This window comes from Paenibacillus sp. CF095 (assembly GCF_900101225.1).
Lineage (GTDB): Bacteria > Bacillota > Bacilli > Paenibacillales > Paenibacillaceae > Paenibacillus.
This window is the reverse complement of record NZ_FMZN01000001.1, coordinates 202,698-221,727: the sequence shown is the minus strand read 5'-3', so window position 1 is coordinate 221,727 and position 19,030 is coordinate 202,698. Positions and strand designations below refer to the sequence as shown.

Genomic DNA, 19,030 nt, shown 5'->3' with positions numbered 1-19,030 from the left:
ATAGTTTGAGACTACGTTTGTTGATCATATACTTGTGAGCATAGATGTAATGCCCCGCTGATCGTAAAGGATCAGCGGGGCTTTTGTTTAGACTGCAAAAAACCATAGTGGGCCTTTATAAATACAAATACTTCATTTGAACCAAAATCATACAATTAATAGAAATCAAAAAATATAAACAACTGACTCCAACGCAAATGTTGCTTATCAATTGCACCCTTATAAATTGAAATCAATTCAGCAAAGATTCATTATCCTTAAATTTGATTTGGTTAATTATAAATAAACCTATACTATACATAATTTCAATCATTACCAAGAACAATATTTTGTATTTCAATAGCGAGCACATCTACACATGATTTGCCAAGGCTCAAATCCAAAAAGGAAACACTTACTTCTACCCCGTCCCCACTATCATAAATGATAGGTTGTTTTATCATTGAAAGCTGAGGAGTCCAGGGATAAAGCAAATAAACCTTGGTAGCATTATATTTTTTGCTGTAAACATATGCTTGATACATATCTGATTGTGAAATGTCGTAATCCGGGGTTGTAGAAAGCAGCTTCCACTTTGTATCCAATACTACAACTCCAGATGGACCTCGAACAACAATGTCAGGTTTTAGTTGGAATCTCTGCGGACTATCGAACAAACGGTGGGTTCGATCCTGTGTCTTAATCTGCACATAAGGGTGCACAATCATCTTCTTTATAATTTCAGCCACATATCGTTCAAAAACCTTCTCCATTGGAAACAGAAGGGCACAAGCTAAATCTTCCCCTTTAAATGGTGTGAAACTTTGACCTGACAGGAATAAGCGACACCACTCAAGAATCGTCTGATAATCCTTCATGGATCGATCCGTTGAAATACGAGCCCAATCCTGTTCTAGTTGACCTGATATCTCGATGTTATCGAACACTGCCAGTAACGAGTATAAGTCCTTCTGATTTGCTGTACTCCTACTAAACCGCAGCAATAACTCTATCGTCATCTTAATCAGTCGATTCTCAGGTCTATTGATACTATACTCGTCATATGCGATGTAAAAGCGTTCTTTGTGAGAAGCGTTATACTTAATATGCTCGGAAACTTGCAACTTCCCCTTATAGAACGACTCGTTACCCTTACGCTCCTGGTAGTCCAATTTCAATCCGCGTTTAACTAGTGTTCTTGTTTCTTCTATAAACATGCGGATGAAAATATCCAATAAATTGTTTTTCTCCGCTTGAAGGCTTGTAGTGCTGAATTGTTTATAAGGAATACCCTTGATGGACCGAAGCATTTGGATGAACACACTTTTCGTTTGTGCTTCGGAGCTCTCGTCATTCCGAGAATATAACTTCGGTAGTATTTCAATTTGGGTACCATCCTTCATAGCGACTACTCCCACATAATTCTTGGCACTAATAACTTTTCCGATCCCCCTCTTGCTGGATAACGTCATAAACTCTAGGGGTTCCGCCACCCCTTTATCCCCTCTATTTTCCAGAATGAATTGCTCCAATCGATCAAAAGTCGACTCTTCTAGACATTGGTAACCAAGAGAAATCCCCTTGGTATTCTTGCACAAGAAACCATATTCTTTCATCGAAACTTTGGTAATTTTGGCGTTGTTGTTAAGTAGTCTTTTTTTCATCTTCACACCCTATTTAGAGCTATTGTAATCATAGATTTTCCGATAGGTTTCAAATTGACTGAACGCAGCTCGATTGATTGTATAAGTATAAGTATCATCCAAATCAAAATCGCCCATACTACCGAACAACTCATTTAAATTAACCTCACTCATCATAATAAACTGTTCAGATTTTAGCTTATTATTGTCACTCAATACAAGGCGGATTTTTTCATAGTTATCATAAAAATACTCCTGAAGCAGTGGAATGATCGTATGCTCAAATATACGCCCTAACTTCTCTAAGGTTGGTTCTTTGTACAAGTCAAAAAAGTATGCGTGCCCTACAGCATGCTCCCTATCGTATAATACCTCGATTCGCCTATTCATTGAATCCAACATCTTTGGTAGGTCCAACACTTCACCATTAATCTCTATTGGATCAAGACAATCAGGGTTCGGCATCATTTCGGCAAATGAAAACCTTCGGCGCAGCGCTGTGTCCAGTCGAGCTATTGAACGATCTGCCGTATTCATAGTCGCTAGGAGGTATACATTGCTCGGAACACCAAAGTATTCTTGTGAATAAGGTAATTTCACCATAATTTCCTCCGGCATTCCCTTTCGTTTACTAGGCTCTATTAATGTGATAAGTTCGCCAAATATTTTGGAAATGTTTCCGCGATTGATCTCGTCCATGATAAACACATAGTTTTTGTTATTCTTCTGAATCACGGAATCTACATGACTAGACTGTTGACGCTGTAAAATATCAAGAACATCTGAGAGCGTAATTCGGTTCAACCTATAAACTGACCCTAGAGTCATAACTGTGTTATCGTTCAATTCCATGATGTTCTCTCGAATGTCCTTAACTAACCAGTTTACCTCCCTGGAACGCTTATAATCGTGCATTTCTTCAAGCCATTCGTAATCTCCCGTTACCACACCAATAGCATCTATGGTTTCTTCATCGTACAAGACTAAAACAATGTCGCCGTGACGCATCTCATTCATAAAACGGGAAAGAATCATCTTTCCTCCATGCTGGCTAAAGTCCGTATCTTCGGTAAGGATTTCGCCATAAGTATCCCATCCAATACGAATCCTGTTGTTATTGAAACAGTCTCTTTTAACTTGATTCTCTTTGGACCCTCCCAAGGATACTTTCCAGATTGTTGGTTCTTTACGGATTCCATAGTCGTTGCTAGGTTGCACAATTGGTTTTTCAGCTGCCTCACAGAAGCTTTTAAACACTCCTGGTACAATCTCGTAAGCTACTTCTCCAATCTCAGAATCCATTAATTCTTCAGATACTATCCTTGGCTTGATCCCTTCGATGAATTCCTCATAACCATATGATTGATGAAAAGTGGTAAATACCACCTGACCATTCGCCTTGTACGCTTCAAACCGCTCATTGATTCGACTATAACCGTTAGCCTTTTCTTCTTGTAGAATGGCATTTAACGGCTTACCTTCAATAATGGAAATAGCATATAGAACAGTATGATAGGTTTTCCCTGTCCCTGGTGGTCCATATAGGATGGTATTCTTGTCTAGCATCTGATTTTTGGATGAATGCATAATTAAGTCTCCCTTCGCAGTATTCAAATGTTCGTTCTGTTGGCTCGAAGCAGTTTCAAAACCTAGTTGCTCTCTTAGAAAATCCTCATAATAAATAAGACTGTATTGAAAAGCTTTATTACTACTCCTTTCGTTCACTAGGTCAAAATTCTCTGCTTGTTCCATGGCCTTTCTCATGTTCCCATACTGAATTACATCTACAATTTCGAACACATTAGTCGTTTCAAGTTCAATATTCGAGAGCTTTGCAGGTGAAGTAGATAAAGCAGACACATATTGCATGACAGTACCTTTGGAATAAGGTTGTCCGTTTGCTTTCTTCTTTCGTCTTAGCCAGTTGGTATATTCTTTTTTTTGCACTTTGGTCTGATCTGCCATTAACATTCACCTTTCAACAATTAATTTATCCTCTAATATCAATTAATAAATTTTTATAATAATTATGTATTTTTTGATATGAGTAACTCACATTGAGATAACGAATTAGTCAACCTGAAGTTTTCCTGCATTTTAAAAACGTTAGAATGTAAAATAAGAGCAGAATGGCGTTTGTTCATCAATTTCCCATCCCCCTTAACCCTAAATTTCTTTTACAATATTCTCTATGACTTCTTTAAAAGGAACGACATCCCTCCTTATCCTCAACTGATTTCTTCTTTATGTCCAAGATATGACAATTCGACAAGGAGCTCTAATCCCCTTCCATTCTGCGAAACTTAAATTCCATGACAATATTTTGTTACTTTTTTGCTACCGATTTGCACAATAATTTATAATAAAAAGAACTCAACCGAAAAAAACCTCTCATAAGAGAGGCTTTCAAATTCATTTATTTAACTGCTAGTACAATACTAATGGGTGAAATTAACTTCCCAACTAAATCAATTCCTGCCTTCTTCTCAAATACACATACAACACTACACCAGATGCCGCACAGATCACCGCACATAATCCAATGAATCCATATCCCGCCTGAAGTCCGCGCAGCAGTCCCAACTGAGTCGTTGAACCGTACAAATTCTTCACGCCCTCAATCACCCAGCCAATTACATAGTTACCGATGACACTACCAACCCCCATCAAGGTAACCGTGAACGTAATCGCGGTGTCACTGCCGTTTGGATATCTTCGTGCGATAAACGCCATAACGGTTGGATAGATCATCGCTATGCCCGCGCCAGATATCGCAAAGAAAATCGCAAGACGCTCTCCCCCTGCAAGCGCTACGAACGTACATACTCCCGAGAACGCCGAGAACAGAATCAGTGACAATACAAATCCGATCCGGTCCGTTAATGGCCCAAGCAGCAGGCGTCCCAGCGAGAATGTGAGGAAAAACGCAGATAATAACCCGGAAGCTTTGACCGTGTCCCACGAGTAGGCTTTTTCCAGGAAATTAACCAGCCAACCCCCAACCGCCAGTTCCGATACCACGCCAAAAGAAAGAATGAGCACCATCAGCCAAAGGGCAGGATCACGTGTTAACGTCTTCAGTGAAGTCCGATCCTCATGAGGAAGATCATCCCCCGGGAATTTGCTGCGCAGCGCCGCAATGATCGGCAGCAGACAGAGTGACAACATCACCAGATACATACCGCGCCAGTCCAGCTCGTGTCCAAACACCTTCAAGGACATGACACCCGTCGCCAGCAAAGGCGCTACCGTTGAACTCAGTCCATAGAAGAAATGGGACAGGTTCATCATCGTACCTGTGTTTTTCACAAAGATACGCGCACCCAGAATCGCCAAAGCAATCTCCAGCATGCCGTTACCGATGTACATGAAGAAGTACGATGAAGCAAAGAGTGGATAGGTATGAGACACATAAATGAACACACCCGAGAGGATCATCGATGCAAACGATATGATGCTAACCGCCTTGATGCCCCATTTGCGAACCAGAATAGCCGTGAAGGAGCAGGCGATCAGGTACCCCAGTGCATTCAGGGACAATAACGTCCCGAGCTGTTTCTCATCCAGATTGAAGTCGAATTGAATGCGCGGAATGGCCGGCCCCTTAATATTTTCTGATATACCAAATACGATAAATCCGAGAAAGATCGTTGCCAGCTGCATGGCATACAGCTTGTTGAACTTTCGTTTGTTGCCTTGTGTACCTGCTTGCTGATTCAAAATAAGTTCCTCCAGTGTGTTCAGGAAAATGATTGCACGTTATAACTACGATTGCAGTACCATCTTCCGACCGCTGTTATCCCTGTATTTTTTTGAATTGTTCCTAAAGGTGAAAATACAGTGATAAATGCGTTCTTCAGATTGGTTCTGCCCTCTACGTTATCGTGTCAATGATTTGTACATTTGAAATAGGAAACATGGTTAAGCTTTATTCCTAAAAATAGTATACTCGTAAAAGCTCCTTTTTCCTTTACCACTGCTTCTCAACCACCTGAATGCGGTAGGTCAGGCTCTCCAGCGTCACCGCGACTAGCCCAGTCACATATTCGCGCCGAGTGTCTCTTTGTATTATCAACTCAGGCATATGCTCCTGTGGGATCAGGTGATCCAGACAGCCTTGTAACAGGTCATCCCGCATAGCCGGGTCCATTGTATCGCCCGTAACGACAATCGCTGCTGGGTTGATAATCGCAATGATGGAGATCAGCGTCTTTGTGACGAGTTCCCGCAACCCTTCCGTCGTTTTCAACATGCGCAGTTGCTCTTCCCGTGACACGCCAAAAGGTAAAAAGGAAACCTCGCCCCCAAATTGCGTATTCCCGGTTAGCGGACGACCATCAATGATAAATCCTGCACCCGGAAAATGGTTCTCCGGAAAAGTCACCACCGCGAAGTTCTTCTCTCCCTCAAATTGCTGCTGGTTATACAGCCCGTAGACGGTCAGGTTCATGTCGTTGCCAATGACCACTTCCACATCTTCATATTGCTCCTTAAGCCTTGGCCCGAGTGGCTGATACATCAGCTCCGGTACATCGCAAATCCCAATCACGCCGTTGTGTGCCACCCCAGGTATGCCGATACCAATCGCCTGCACATTGTGGTGTTGTTCGATCAGATTTGCAATCAGATCCTCTACCACCGTTACATTGATCTCATCCAAAAAGAGTGTCTTTTCGTCTGCCATTTCCCCGTTCAGATTGGCATATGTATGTGTGATCGAGTGAATGCCACCCTCTGTCCGAATAATCAGGCACAATACACTGGCGTAGTCCGCATTGAATTGATACCGGCTCGCCGGTCTCCCCCCGCTCGATTCATCCGGGCCCAGATCGATAATCTCACCCGTTTGGAGTAATTCGTTAAGGATTGTGCCGCATGTCGCAACGCTGAGTTTCGTCAGGTTAGCAATGGAAGCTTTCGTGCCTACGCCCATGGATCGGAGTGTATTCTTCACCAATTCAACGTTGAATCGTTTTACCTGCTGGGTGTTGTGTGATGTAGGTAACATGGTTAGTTATATGCCTCCTTTCGTTCGTTTCGAACCATTCAATAAAAGTTTTTAAAAGTATTTTAATAATTGAAGTGTAGGGGGATTTCGGAGGAAAGTCAATGCTTAATTGGGAGTGATAAAAGTTTGGACGGGAAGGCAAAAAGACAGTTCAAGATCATCGGTTACGATCCTGCACTGTCCTTTAGTTAAGGTGGTTTTATGTAGACTGGCTCATTTGATTTGCCAAGATGCTCTTCTCCAGTCGAACTTTAAATAACTTTCGGTTTAGATCCTGTTCCATCGAATGAAGGTGATATGCTGCTTGTTTCACGGTATCCATGTGCAACACACCTGCCCGCCTCGCGATAATGTCCATGGCGTCTAGGATAAGTTTGTTGCAGGTAACCAGTTGGTCGACGTAATCATTTTCTTGATCGATGAGCTATGTGTACTTCAAAGCGAGGTCTTCGCTGTTGGTACTTGTCATGTCACCACCCCTAAAATTGGTACGCATAAGAGTACCAGATATACAAAAAGTATATGGTACGCTCATGCGTAACGTCAAGACCATATGGAAATTTTAGGAGTGATACTTGTGGCTAAAAAAGTTGTCGTCAATATTCATAAACTCACGGAAAAACATAATATTTCACTGCGCGAACTTGCACGATTGTCCGATATCCGACACGCTGCTTTGAGTGAGTTACAATCCGGGAAGCGAGAGAATATCAACTTTGCTCATATTGAGCGAATTGCTGAGGCGTTGGATATTGATGATATTAGGGAAATTATTGATATCAAGAATTTGTAGAAACTTTATGGGGAGGCCCCCCTCCAAGAATAATATTTCCATCACTTTTAAATCAAAATTTTAAAAATGATCTCAGAGCTATTACCTAGATCGAGCAATGAGGATTCATAATTTTATTTTTATGGATAAGAAACATCTATTATGGTAAATTCAAGATATATCACTGATGGAGGGAATTGTATGTTAAAAAAAATACGCATCACCGAACTATTTGGTATTAAAGATAACGTAGTTAACCTTAATTTTAATGAGAAGCTCAGTATAATTGTTGGAAAGAACGGATCAGGGAAAACAACTGTATTAGATATTGTTAATTACATACTTACAAAAGAGTTTGATAAACTGTTAGAATATTCTTTTAAAAAAATTGAGCTTGAGAGTACGTCAGGTATTATTTGGATTACAAAAATTGAAACATCAATTCATATAAAAAGAATTGATGTAAGTAAAGCCGCGGATGAATATTCGAAAAAAAACAAATTAGCTATTAATGAAGAGGCTTTAAATAAAATAAGTCAAGTCATACTCCAAGATGAACCTTCAATTTATACTCTTTTTGATGACCTTGAACTCCAATTAGAATTTGACGATTTCGTTTCTAGTATTTATATAGTTTTAAACTCAAAAGACCCTGAACTTAATGAGTCGAAAAAGATAATGAAAAGCTTTATTTTCACTCCATCTTCACTTTATTTCCCCACATATAGAAGAATTGAGACTGAACTGGTTGATATTATCATAGAGCCACTTCTCTCTCTCTCTCGCCAGTTTCCGAAACATTTTATTGATGAGAGAGTAAGACTGTATAATAACACCCATAGCAGAACAATAATTGGACTCTCAAATAAAGATATTAGTAACATAGTCAATAAAAAATGGAATGAGACAGTTGAGTTTGAGAAAAAACAACTAAATAGCTTACTTGAAAGGTTTTTTATTTCACTACTTGAACCTCCATCTACAGAGGTGTATTCTGCAAGTCTTTCTTCGTTTAATGATAATTCAGTTCGGTATGCCTTAGATGAAGTTTATAGGAAAACTGGTCTACTTGGTAAACAAGGAGAGCATGCAACGGCGGAAATTGATCGCTATGTAGGATCTGTTATGGAAGCTAAAAAACTTATGGAATCCACAAAAGATCTTCAAGAAGATACTTTTCAAAAATATCAAATGGCACTGAAAATTAGTATAATTCATGAGAAAGTTAACAGATTACTCGATTTTTATAAAGAAACTAACTTAATAATTGAGAAGAAAAAGGAACCCTTTATAAATTTATCAAAAATATTAAATACCTTTCTCGATAAAAAAGTAATAATTAAGGAAGGCAACATCGTATTCAAAAAAGATGCTAAAGAACTTTTGTTTGAAGACTTGTCTGCTGGAGAAAAACAGTTAATCGCAATGTTTGTCTATACTAGATTATCTGTGAATGAAAATTCAGTTGTTATAATTGATGAACCTGAATTATCCCTACATATTGGTTGGCAGCGAAAATTAATAAATGCTCTAACATCAGGTAAACAGAATGTTCAATATATCATATCTACTCACTCCCCTTTTGTTATGTCTAATTATGATGAGGAGATAGAAGTACTCGGACCATTAGGTGACGAAGAAAACGATGAGGAGAACGAAATTGAAGATGATGAATTCGAGGGAATCTGATTATTATTTGTCAATTCAAGAAAAGAATCAGGCCACTAGACTAGAAGGAAACAAAGTCCCTTCACTTATAATAGAAGGAAAGACTGATTTAAAAATGTATAGATTTCTTCTTAAACAGAGTCTTTTGGACTGGAATGATATTGATATAGTAGTAGGTACAAGTAAAAGCAATATTTTAGCGCATCATGACAGCGGTACTCTCAGATTCAATTATGTTATATTACTGGATTCTGATTACGAACGTTATCAGAAAAAATTAAGGGAAGATAAAGCTATTATTTATACTCATTTTTATAATATTGAAAATTACCTTACAACGGATAGAGTGTTAGAAGCAACGATTCAAGACTTTACCACTACTCAATGTAGTACTATAACTTCTGATGATATTCTCAATGACTTATTAGAAAATCTAACAATTTACATGACAGCTTGTCTTGCTAAGCTTAAAGAAGGATGGACAATTAAATTAGAAGATTGTAGTTTAGAAAGATGGTGGGATCAATCATCTCATAAATTTGATTCCGAACAATTTATCACATACTTAGTTAACGAGCTTGCGGAAAAGGGTAATGATGTAACAATCGAAAATTTAAAAATATTAATAGACACTTTTTCTCCAGAAATAAAAAAAAGTAGCTTAGACTTAATTTTAAATGGTAAAAGAAAAGTTGAGTTTATTTATTTTTATTTTAGTCGATATAGAACCTTAATGGAAGGAAGAAATAAGAGATTATTTATGATAGATTTACTGAAAAACGTAGATAAATCCCCTCAAGCTGTTCATTTAGTAAAAATGCTTGACCAAGCTTTTTTACGTTTAATTTAAAATTTTTAAAGAAAATTCAAAATTCATTAAACAAAATTTTGCATAATGAAATGCCATTCCCCTCTTATAGATAGTAAGAAAGGATTCATGTAAAATGATGAATCACGCCGAAATCTAGAGGGGATTTTTCATATCTGAAAAAGTAGCTGTCTTACAATATTTCAAAAAAATCCTCATAATCAAGTTCTTATTGACACCCCCTCCAAAAAGGTCTATCTTAATAACGAACCATCCATTCACTATTAAGGAGTCGTTCCCTATGGTGCAAGCCAAGAAAGACGAAGTCAGGAAAGAGATTGAATACGCGGCGCTCAAGGTCTTTTTTGAAAAGGGCTATGTGGATGCCAAGATGAGCGATATCGCGGATGAGATTAATATTTCCGTGGGCAATATCTATACTTATTTTAAGAACAAGAAAGAACTCTTCTACGCCGTTGTCCCGCCGGATCTGGTGGATTATCTGAAAAATGTGCTGGTGGAGACGATTCACTTTGATAACCAGACCTTATTCGAGGAAACCGATAGCGAGCGAAAATCGGCACTGTTGCAGGAACAAGTGGATGTATTACGTAAATACCGGAATCAGATTGTGATCATCTTCGAAAAGAATAAAGGAACGATCTACACCAACGCTAAGAATGAGCTTGTTGAGCTGATGATCGAAACCAAGAAGGCGTATCTTAAGAATCAATATAAACGATATGAGATTGGCACCGAGGAGAACTTGATCTTACTGAACATCCTCGCACACAACGTGATCGACATGAACCTGGATCTATTGAAGCGGGATATGAGTGAGGACAGCCGGAAGCAAATTTTCGAAGCGTTGTATGTATACAGACTATACGGCATGAAGATCCTCAACGAATAACGCTCCATCTCATTATTTATACCGGATAGCCAAAGCGTGCAGATCAGATCATCTTCACTTGGTTTGCACGCAAAAAATATCAAACATTAAGTCACTTTATTTTTTTGACCCAAAAATGAATTATTTATTCATTTTTAAGTTGAATGTTACCATTTACCAAACTATTTAAGTTGAACCTACATTTACACGATAACGGAGAGGACAGAAATAACCAGAGGAAGCGAAGCGTTCGTATTTATCACCGGATTTCCCCTAATAAGAGAGTATCAAAAAAATCTGGGGATAACAGCGATCCGAAGGTTGTTCTGTCATCGGAGTGATAAGTGTACATACCCATTATTCAACTTATATAGCCTCACCCACCATTCTAAGGAGGAACACAACATGAACACCGCTTACGCATTGAAAAACGTCCATCTGATCCACGGCGACTCAAGCCGCAATCTGCAAAATAACATGACCATTCTCATCAATGAGCAAGGTCTCATTCAGGATATCGGCCGAGATCATGATTTGCATATCCCTAGTCACTACACAACAATCGACCTCTCAGGGAAATACGTAATGCCAGGACTGATCAACGCCCACGTACACCTCTTTGCAGATGGTAAACCGTTCAGTCTCTCGGTCAGTGAAGGTTTGTTGCAGTTTGCCTATGATCGAATCCTGAACGCGAAATTCGGCAGACACATATTGAAAAAACGCATGAAACGCAACGCGCTGACCGCACTCCATGCGGGTGTGACAACGATGCGCAGTGTGGGCGAATTCTTTTATACGGACGTCCAGCTGCGGGATGAGATTAACAACGGTGACTTTGTCGGTCCCAATTTGCTAGTATCCGGATTTTTCCTGAGTGTCACGGGCGGACATGGTGCTCCATTCCTGGCTCTGGTGGGCGACTCTCCGTGGCAAGCCAGAAAGAATGTGCGCATCAATGTGAAACACGGCGTGGATCTGATCAAAATCTGTGTGACGGGTGGCGTGACGGATGCGAAAATGGTGGGCGAAGCTGGACGTTTACAGATGACTGTGGAGGAAGTTGCGGCGATCTGCGATGAAGCGCATAAGATTGGCCTGCGGGTGGCAGCTCATGTGGAAAGCACGGAAGGCGTAAGAATAGCTTTACAAGGTGGCGTCGATACCATCGAGCACGGTTCGGAGATGGACGACGAAATCATTCGTTTGTACAAAAATAATCCCAATACCCTAAATGGCTACACTGCACTCATCCCCACCCTGCAAGCCGCCTATCCATCCGCTTCACTGGATACCAGCGTAACAAAGGTAAGTGCAACGGTAAAAGAGAATTCCAAACTGGTCTACGATTCCATGCTCAAAGGTGTAAAACAAGCGATCGAAAACGACATCACCATCGGGATCGGTACCGATGCCGCCATGCCTTACGTGACTCACTATAATATGTGGAGAGAAATGGATCACTACATGAGACAGGCCAACCTGAACAACAAACAGGTCATCGACATGGTGACTCGAACTAATGCGAAGATCCTCGGTGTTGACGATGTTACAGGGACGGTGGATATCGGAAAACATGCCGATCTGATTATCATGGAGCAAAATCCGCTGGAACATATCGAGGCCTTGTCAGACATCGCAATGGTCATGGTCAAAGGAAATCTAATTCAAACACCATCTGTCACAAGAATCAGAGAAGTCGACGATGTTCTAAACTCAGTTTGGTGAGTCCGAGATCGAGATCCAAATTAGTTGTGAATTCATGCTAGGCATAATACTTAACCTTTTTGGTTGAACTACTTTGAACTCCTTCGCCCTATCCAATAAATAAAGGCAGTCGATGATACCTCGACTGCCTCCTAAGTTTATGAAATTATCTTTTTATCTTTTTATCTTAACCGTTGGCTTATCCATTCAATGGTAAGCTTCTGATAAATTCTACTTTTTCTTAACTTACAACTCCAAACTTGCCCCGTTGGATGCGATCACCTTTTTATACCAGTGGAAACTTTTCTTTTTGCTTCTTTTCAGGGTACCTTTACCCTCGTTATCCTTATCTACATAGATAAATCCGTAGCGTTTTCCCATCTCACCAGTGGATGCACTAACGATGTCGATGCAACCCCAAGCTGTATAACCGATCAGGTTAACGCCATCACGGACAGCTTCTCTCATTTGTTCAATGTGAGCGCGCAAAAACTCAATTCGGTACGTATCGTTAATGGTGCCATCCTCTTCAACGACATCCACTGCACCCAGACCATTCTCTACAACCATCATCGGGATGCGATAACGATCGTATACGTGGTTCAGCACGTACCGAAGTCCAACCGGATCAATCTGCCATCCCCAGTCCGTAGCTTTCAGATATGGATTTTTGTATCCACCAAAGACGTTCCCTTGGGTCTCATCACCCTCTGGACGGGTACCCACCACGTGAGATTTATAGTAGCTAAAGCTATAGAAATCAACACAGCCCTGCTTTAACACCGCTTCGTCTTCTGCTGCCATCTCAATCTGAATATTGTTCTCTTCAAAATATCTCTTCGCAAAGTCAGGGTATTCCCCTCTAACTTGTACGTCACTGCTCATCATATTGTTGATCTGATCCATTCTCAGAGCCTTTAACATATCTTCCGGTTTACATGTGCTTCCATAACCATGACTATAATTAATCATACAACCAAGTTTGAAGTCTGGATTAATCTCATGTGCAAGCTTGACAGCTTTGGCACTCGCGACGAATTGATGGTGCAACGCTTGAAATCTCATCTGCGTGCTATCCACTGCTGTATTGTTAAATACGCCGCCTTTTTTATCAACCAGAAGTCCTCCTGCCAGGTAAGCACCTGCCGGAACAATCAGGCTATTAATCTCGTTAAAGGTGATCCAGTACTTCACCACGTCTTTGTAACGATTAAAGATTGTGTCGCAATATTTCACATAACAATCGATCATTTCTCTGGAAGCCCAAGCATTGAATTTCTTAGTTAAAGCAAACGGTGCTTCATAATGGGAAATTGTAACGATGGGTTCGATATTATACTTTTTCAATTCATTGAACACATTGTCGTAAAATTGAAGTCCTGCTTCATTCGGCGCTGCATCGTCTCCGTTAGGGAAAATTCTGGACCATGCAATGGACATTCTGTAACAACGGAAACCCATCTCTGCAAACAAACGAATGTCTTCCTTGTAATGATGATAAAAATCTACTGCTTCATGAGAAGGGTAATGAACCCCCTCTTCAGTCGTTATCGTAATCCGACGGGGAACCGTATGGGTTCCGCCCGTCATCATATCGGCTGTACTCGCTTTTTTACCATCAAGGTTCCAGGCACCTTCGTATTGATTCGCCGCTGTTGCACCGCCCCACATGAAAGATTCGGGGAAACCATTTTTGTTAGACATAAACAAGTCCTCCTTAAATAATCTTGATGAGATTTTCACCGATTGTAATGGATGCTTTGTCCGTTGTGATGACATCTACAAAATCATCCGAATTCGTAACAATGATCGGTGTAGTCAGATCATAACCTTTAGCCGCTATGGCATCTGTATCAAACTCAATGAGCAGATCTCCAGCTTTTACAGTATCGCCTTCTTTGACGTGAACCTTAAAATGCTCGCCTTTCAACTTCACCGTATTCATCCCGATGTGAATGAGAATCTCCGCACCATCATTTGAACTAATACCGATGGCATGGGACGTAGGGAAAACCGCGGATACCACACCATCTGCTGGTGCTACAAGTTTTCCAACCGTAGGTTCAATAGCGATCCCTTTTCCCATAGCGCCCGTTGCAAAAGCTTCGTCCTTAATCGTGGATAACTCCAGAACTTTACCAGTCAACGGAGCAGTGAGGACATGTTCAGAAACACCGGCAACTGGCGTACGACCGTTCGTAGCAGATGATTTTTCTTGTGTTGCTTGATTCTTTCCATCCTCAGGTACATCTTCAAATCCCAAGATCAGAGTCATGATGAATGTAACTACAAATGCAATCACACAACCAATTGCCGCATGAACCAGGTTCCATGGATGATCCGTGATAAATGCCGGCAGGGTAGCTATACCTGCAATACCTAGAGCCGATCGAGCTACACCGAACAATCCAACATATATACCCGCTACAGCGCCACCAACGATTACAGCGATCAGCGGTCTTTTCAAGCGTAGATTTACACCAAACAAAGCGGGTTCGGTAATTCCGAGCAGGGCAGTTACACTTGTAGAATATGCAACTTGTTTAAATGCTTTATTTTTAGTTCGGAGAGCGACCGCAAGCGCAGCTGCACCTTGAGAAATATTGTGTACAAGCATACCTGGACCAACAATACTATCGGTTTTCGTCTGAGCATAAGCAGTGAGCACAACAGGTCCCAAACTATAATGCATACCTGTCATAATCAAGAACGGGAATGCCCCGCCGATAATACCAGATACTAACCAACCTGCATGTGTATTAACAAAAGAAACGCCTGACGCCAGGTAGTTACCCGCGATGGCACCGATTGGACCCAGTACAATCAGCGTTAGTGGAGCCATAATAAGAATCACGATCAATGGTTTAAGAATGGATTTGATAACCGATGGAGAATACTTCTCGGCAAAGCGTTCAACATACGACAAGACCCATACCGCTAAAATAATTGGAATAACTGACGAAGTGTACGTCGCCGGAGTGACAGGCAGTCCTAAAAACGCAACAGGCTCACCTACAGACATCAACGCCCCTAATGAAGGATGCAACAGAACACCAGCAATGGTTAATGCAAAACCCACATTAGCTTTAAGCTTAACAGCCGCACTCCAGGCAAGCAGCATCGGCAAGAAGTAATACGCTGCATCACCGATAAAGGTCATAATTGTATTGAATTGCCCATCCAGATCAACGAGATCAAATGTTTTCAATATAAGAAGAACAGCTTTGATCATCGCACAACCAATCATGGCTGGCAGAATCGGTGTGAATATTCCGGAGATCGTGTCCAGAAGCGTAGTCAGTTTTCCCTTTTTCACAGTAGGAGCATCGTCATTGGTTGTAAAGTTCCCCAGCTTCGTCAAAGCTTTATACACATTGTTTACCTCATTACCGATAATGACCTGATATTGCCCACCACTGCTGGCAACACCCACCACACCTTGTACATTTTTTAATGCTTCATTGTTCGCAACCTTCTCATCTTTCAGATTAAATCTCAATCTTGTAGCACAGTGTGTTACACTATCTACATTTTTCTCTCCACCGACCAGTTTTAAAATCTCGGCGGCTGTGCTTTCATGTTTCATGTACTGCTCCCCCTCAAACGTTTTTAGGTATAAAAAAAGACCTAGAATTCTATCGAATATAGATAAGCTCTATACACGATGGAACTCTAGGTCTTGCCTGCCTCACCAGTAACAATCCTAGTTTACTCATTATAGTGGCTGATGAATCAGTCCTTCTCTTCATCAATGACCCTTTTGATATGAACCGTTAAATACACCAATTCATCTTCCGTTAATTCTTTTCCATAATCGACTCGAATCAGCTGTGCAATCCGGAGACTGCATTGATATTCATTCGCATACTTTTCTTTAATGATATGGAGAAAGTCGCTGTCACCGCTTTTCACAACCGTATGATTAAACAAGCGATAGGCGAAAAACTTCAAATGTGTGACTAGTCTGGAATAATGGAGTGAGCTTTCATTAAAATGTATATTAAACTGATATCGAATAATATTCAAGACTTTATGAATCAACTGTGTAATCTTCATGGTTTCTTCCATTTCAGATCCAAGTTCTGCATTGACAATATGAAGGGCAATAAAGCCTGCCTCATCTTCAGGCAGTGTAATATTAAATTCCTCATTAATCATATCCCGGGCTTTCATAGCCACGCGAAATTCATTGGAATAAAACGCTTTAATTTCAGACAACAAAGCATTATTGAAATTCATACCCTGCTTGTAACGTGCCACAGCAAAATTTATATGGTCCGTTAACGTTAGATATATATTTTCATTGAGTTCCTTGTTTAAGGACTGCTTGGCATGTTGAATAATGCTGTCGGACACCCGAATATACTCCATGGGAATCTGGGCGAGCAAGGCATATAATTTACCTGTTACATTTTTGGATTTCAGGAAAAATTCCTTCTCAATCTTACTTGTCTCCACGAGGTCTCCCTTTTTCTTCTGAAAGCCAATGCCACTTCCCAGAAGCATCATCTCCTGTTGTCGTTCATTGACCGCAGAGACGACATTATTATTAATAATTCGCGTGATTTTCATACGAATCTCCTTTTATAATGAAACGTTAACAAGATTTAGCAACAAAAAAAAGACCATTAATAATGCCCACATCGTATATAGCCTATACATGTTTGCATATCAATCGGTCTTGCCTGCTGATCAGTAACAATCCTGATTATATTCATTATTTACTTGTACGATTATCTTAGTGGAAGACGTTATATTTGTCAATTGGAGAAACCTTTATAACTAGAATTAATCATTCAACCCTTTCCCCTCCAGGATCGGCTGCATGTACTTCTCGATTCGTGACACTTTTGTCTTGGATTGCTTCGGTTGTGAGAAATAATAGAGATATGCTCGCTGCCGTCCGGGTGTCAGTGCTTCAAATGCAACTCGGAAAGCAAGATTCTCATCGAATTGCTGTTGAAGTTCCTCAGGAACGCTATATTCGGCAGTTTTTTTCATTTCCACCTGCAATCCCGCCTGTTCCACTTCAATCGCTTGCTGGATATAGGCTTTGATCATAGCCTCCTGCTCTACAATCTGCTTCAGACTGGTGAAGCGAAGCTGGCGTTCTGCCTGTACATTCTCCGTTTGCTGGACCAAAATGCCGTGTGTATCCTTCAGCAGAGCACCTTTGAAGAACAGGATCGCCACGTACTCTTTGAATCCATGGATTAGCACAATGTTCTTCCCATCGAGCATATAACAAGGGTGCATCCATTTCATATCCTCTGGCAGGTCAAAATCCCGAATAATCTCTCTCAGCTTCGTGGACTCTTCCTGCCACGTTTTGAGTTTCTTAAGATAGCCGTCAACTTTGCGATTCCCACTTGTATCGGTCATGGAGAAATACCTCTCTTTATCTCATGTTCTTATAGGTTCAATTGTACTGGTTTTCGGTGGATTGTACAGCGTTGCTTACAGAGCCTTTATTGACTTTTCCACTTGAATTTAAACCTTAATGGTATCAAAACACTTCAGAAAGTTAGACGCAATCTTCCTTAATATTGAAAGTTGTAAGGCAACTTTGTTTTTCTGGGGAGAAGGCTTATCAGAAGACTGATCCAATGCCCAAACGTCATTAGAGATACAGCGGCTGAGATGAGCTGAACAGCCCCTCATTGAAATCGATGCATAGGAGATGGAGAAGGAAAAAAGTGATTTAAGAAGACGTACCCGCAACTTTCTGATGAAAACCAGTCCAATTAATTTCGGCTATGTACAATTAAATAGACTGAAAGTCTTATGAACCTTCAAGCACCTTATCTTCAATTACAGGCGCCGGTATTTCTTTAATCTCAACGGATTCTTCCGGAGCAAAGCTCTGGATCTTCATCGGCATGGAATCCAGGTACTTGTACTCTTCTGTCTTGGTTGAGCTAGTTACAATTTCACCGTTTTTGTCTTTCTGATAAATCACACGTTTCGTCGGTAAACCCGTATTTACATCAATGGTTACAACTTCCTTGTGGAGGTTATCCTCCGAGACAGCTTTTTGCTCGTTACTCTCAGTAGCAGAACGGGATTTTGTGCCCGCAGTTTCCAGTACTGTCCAATCCTGACTCTGTAATTCTTCTTTAGCATTCTCCAACAACGAGATCTGGAGCAACTTCTCATTTTCAGCAGCTATGTTGTCCGGCATGGTCCAGGTATTCCCAACCAATTTCCCTTTCTCGAAATCTCGACCATACGAAGTGATTTTCTTACCGCCATCTTCAATAATCAATTTATTATGAAGCTGGTTATCACGGTATTCCTCAGTGATTTCTGTCAAATTTACACGGTCCCGGTAGCGAACGATATATGATCCGTCTTCAAACGATTCTTTAATGTAATCAATCTTACCCTGGGTCGCCTTAAGTGCTGCGCTTTCAACATCGCTTTGAGCACTAACTATAGACGGTTCATTCAAGTACATGTAGCCACTCACAGATGCAGCTACCAGTGGTATGGTGAGTAGTGAAACCAATGTTTTTTTCTTCACAGGTTGGCCCTCCTCTAATTTAGTCAGTAT

Annotated in this window: 15 protein-coding genes; 5 read left to right on the top strand and 10 right to left on the bottom strand. The window is 40.6% G+C overall.

Going from position 1 to position 19,030, the window contains the following annotated elements; genetic code table 11:
- Window positions 1-305 precede the first annotated feature (305 nt).
- The 5 genes from BLS69_RS01025 to BLS69_RS32885 all read right to left on the bottom strand — a co-directional run bounded on the left by BLS69_RS01025 (window position 306) and on the right by BLS69_RS32885 (window position 7,051).
- Entirely contained in the window at window positions 306-1,643 is a 1,338-nt protein-coding gene (locus BLS69_RS01025) for an McrC family protein (protein WP_091027924.1), read from the bottom strand.
- A 9-nt stretch (window positions 1,644-1,652) separates the two neighbouring features.
- Window positions 1,653-3,587: an AAA family ATPase gene (locus tag BLS69_RS01020; RefSeq protein ID WP_256332196.1), complete on the bottom strand. Its 1,935-nt coding sequence runs from the start codon at window positions 3,585-3,587 to the stop codon at window positions 1,653-1,655.
- Between the two features lie 498 nt (window positions 3,588-4,085).
- Window positions 4,086-5,285, bottom strand: a complete 1,200-nt coding sequence (locus BLS69_RS01015) for an MFS transporter (RefSeq protein ID WP_091034761.1) — start codon at window positions 5,283-5,285, stop codon at window positions 4,086-4,088.
- A 307-nt stretch (window positions 5,286-5,592) separates the two neighbouring features.
- Window positions 5,593-6,630 (bottom strand): ROK family protein, encoded by a 1,038-nt coding sequence (locus BLS69_RS01010; protein WP_091027922.1) that lies wholly within the window; start codon window positions 6,628-6,630, stop codon window positions 5,593-5,595.
- 199 nt (window positions 6,631-6,829) lie between these two features.
- On the bottom strand, window positions 6,830-7,051 hold the full coding sequence (locus BLS69_RS32885) for a hypothetical protein (RefSeq protein ID WP_371129056.1): 222 nt from the start codon (window positions 7,049-7,051) through the stop codon (window positions 6,830-6,832).
- 156 nt (window positions 7,052-7,207) lie between these two features.
- Here BLS69_RS32885 and BLS69_RS01000 point away from each other — a divergent pair, with 156 nt between their 5' ends.
- From BLS69_RS01000 to BLS69_RS00980, 5 genes are all read left to right on the top strand, one after another.
- Complete coding sequence (locus tag BLS69_RS01000) at window positions 7,208-7,423, top strand: helix-turn-helix domain-containing protein (protein WP_091027919.1); 216 nt, start codon at window positions 7,208-7,210, stop codon at window positions 7,421-7,423.
- Between the two features lie 180 nt (window positions 7,424-7,603).
- Window positions 7,604-9,091, top strand: coding sequence for an AAA family ATPase (locus BLS69_RS00995; RefSeq protein WP_176872529.1), 1,488 nt, complete (start codon window positions 7,604-7,606; stop codon window positions 9,089-9,091).
- On the top strand, window positions 9,069-9,920 hold the full coding sequence (locus BLS69_RS00990; protein ID WP_256332328.1) for a DUF4435 domain-containing protein: 852 nt from the start codon (window positions 9,069-9,071) through the stop codon (window positions 9,918-9,920). Before BLS69_RS00995 ends, BLS69_RS00990 begins: the two co-directional genes overlap by 23 nt.
- 259 nt (window positions 9,921-10,179) lie before the next feature.
- Window positions 10,180-10,791: a TetR/AcrR family transcriptional regulator gene (locus BLS69_RS00985; protein ID WP_091027912.1), complete on the top strand. Its 612-nt coding sequence runs from the start codon at window positions 10,180-10,182 to the stop codon at window positions 10,789-10,791.
- A gap of 384 nt (window positions 10,792-11,175) precedes the next feature.
- The gene (locus BLS69_RS00980) at window positions 11,176-12,498 is read left to right on the top strand and encodes an amidohydrolase family protein (protein ID WP_091027909.1); all 1,323 of its coding nucleotides are present in this window, start codon (window positions 11,176-11,178) and stop codon (window positions 12,496-12,498) included.
- Window positions 12,499-12,723: 225 nt separating this feature from the next.
- On the opposite strand, the gene BLS69_RS00975 is transcribed toward BLS69_RS00980, so the two are convergent.
- The 5 genes from BLS69_RS00975 to BLS69_RS00955 all read right to left on the bottom strand — a co-directional run bounded on the left by BLS69_RS00975 (window position 12,724) and on the right by BLS69_RS00955 (window position 19,000).
- Entirely contained in the window at window positions 12,724-14,181 is a 1,458-nt protein-coding gene (locus tag BLS69_RS00975) for a glycoside hydrolase family 1 protein (protein WP_091027907.1), read from the bottom strand.
- Between the two features lie 13 nt (window positions 14,182-14,194).
- Entirely contained in the window at window positions 14,195-16,063 is a 1,869-nt protein-coding gene (locus BLS69_RS00970; protein WP_091027905.1) for a beta-glucoside-specific PTS transporter subunit IIABC, read from the bottom strand.
- Window positions 16,064-16,209: 146 nt separating this feature from the next.
- On the bottom strand, window positions 16,210-17,049 hold the full coding sequence (licT, locus tag BLS69_RS00965; protein WP_091027904.1) for a BglG family transcription antiterminator LicT: 840 nt from the start codon (window positions 17,047-17,049) through the stop codon (window positions 16,210-16,212).
- A 216-nt stretch (window positions 17,050-17,265) separates the two neighbouring features.
- Window positions 17,266-17,859, bottom strand: coding sequence for a YdeI/OmpD-associated family protein (locus BLS69_RS00960; RefSeq protein WP_091027901.1), 594 nt, complete (start codon window positions 17,857-17,859; stop codon window positions 17,266-17,268).
- A 400-nt stretch (window positions 17,860-18,259) separates the two neighbouring features.
- Entirely contained in the window at window positions 18,260-19,000 is a 741-nt protein-coding gene (locus tag BLS69_RS00955) for a hypothetical protein (protein ID WP_091027900.1), read from the bottom strand.
- Window positions 19,001-19,030: the final 30 nt, after the last annotated feature.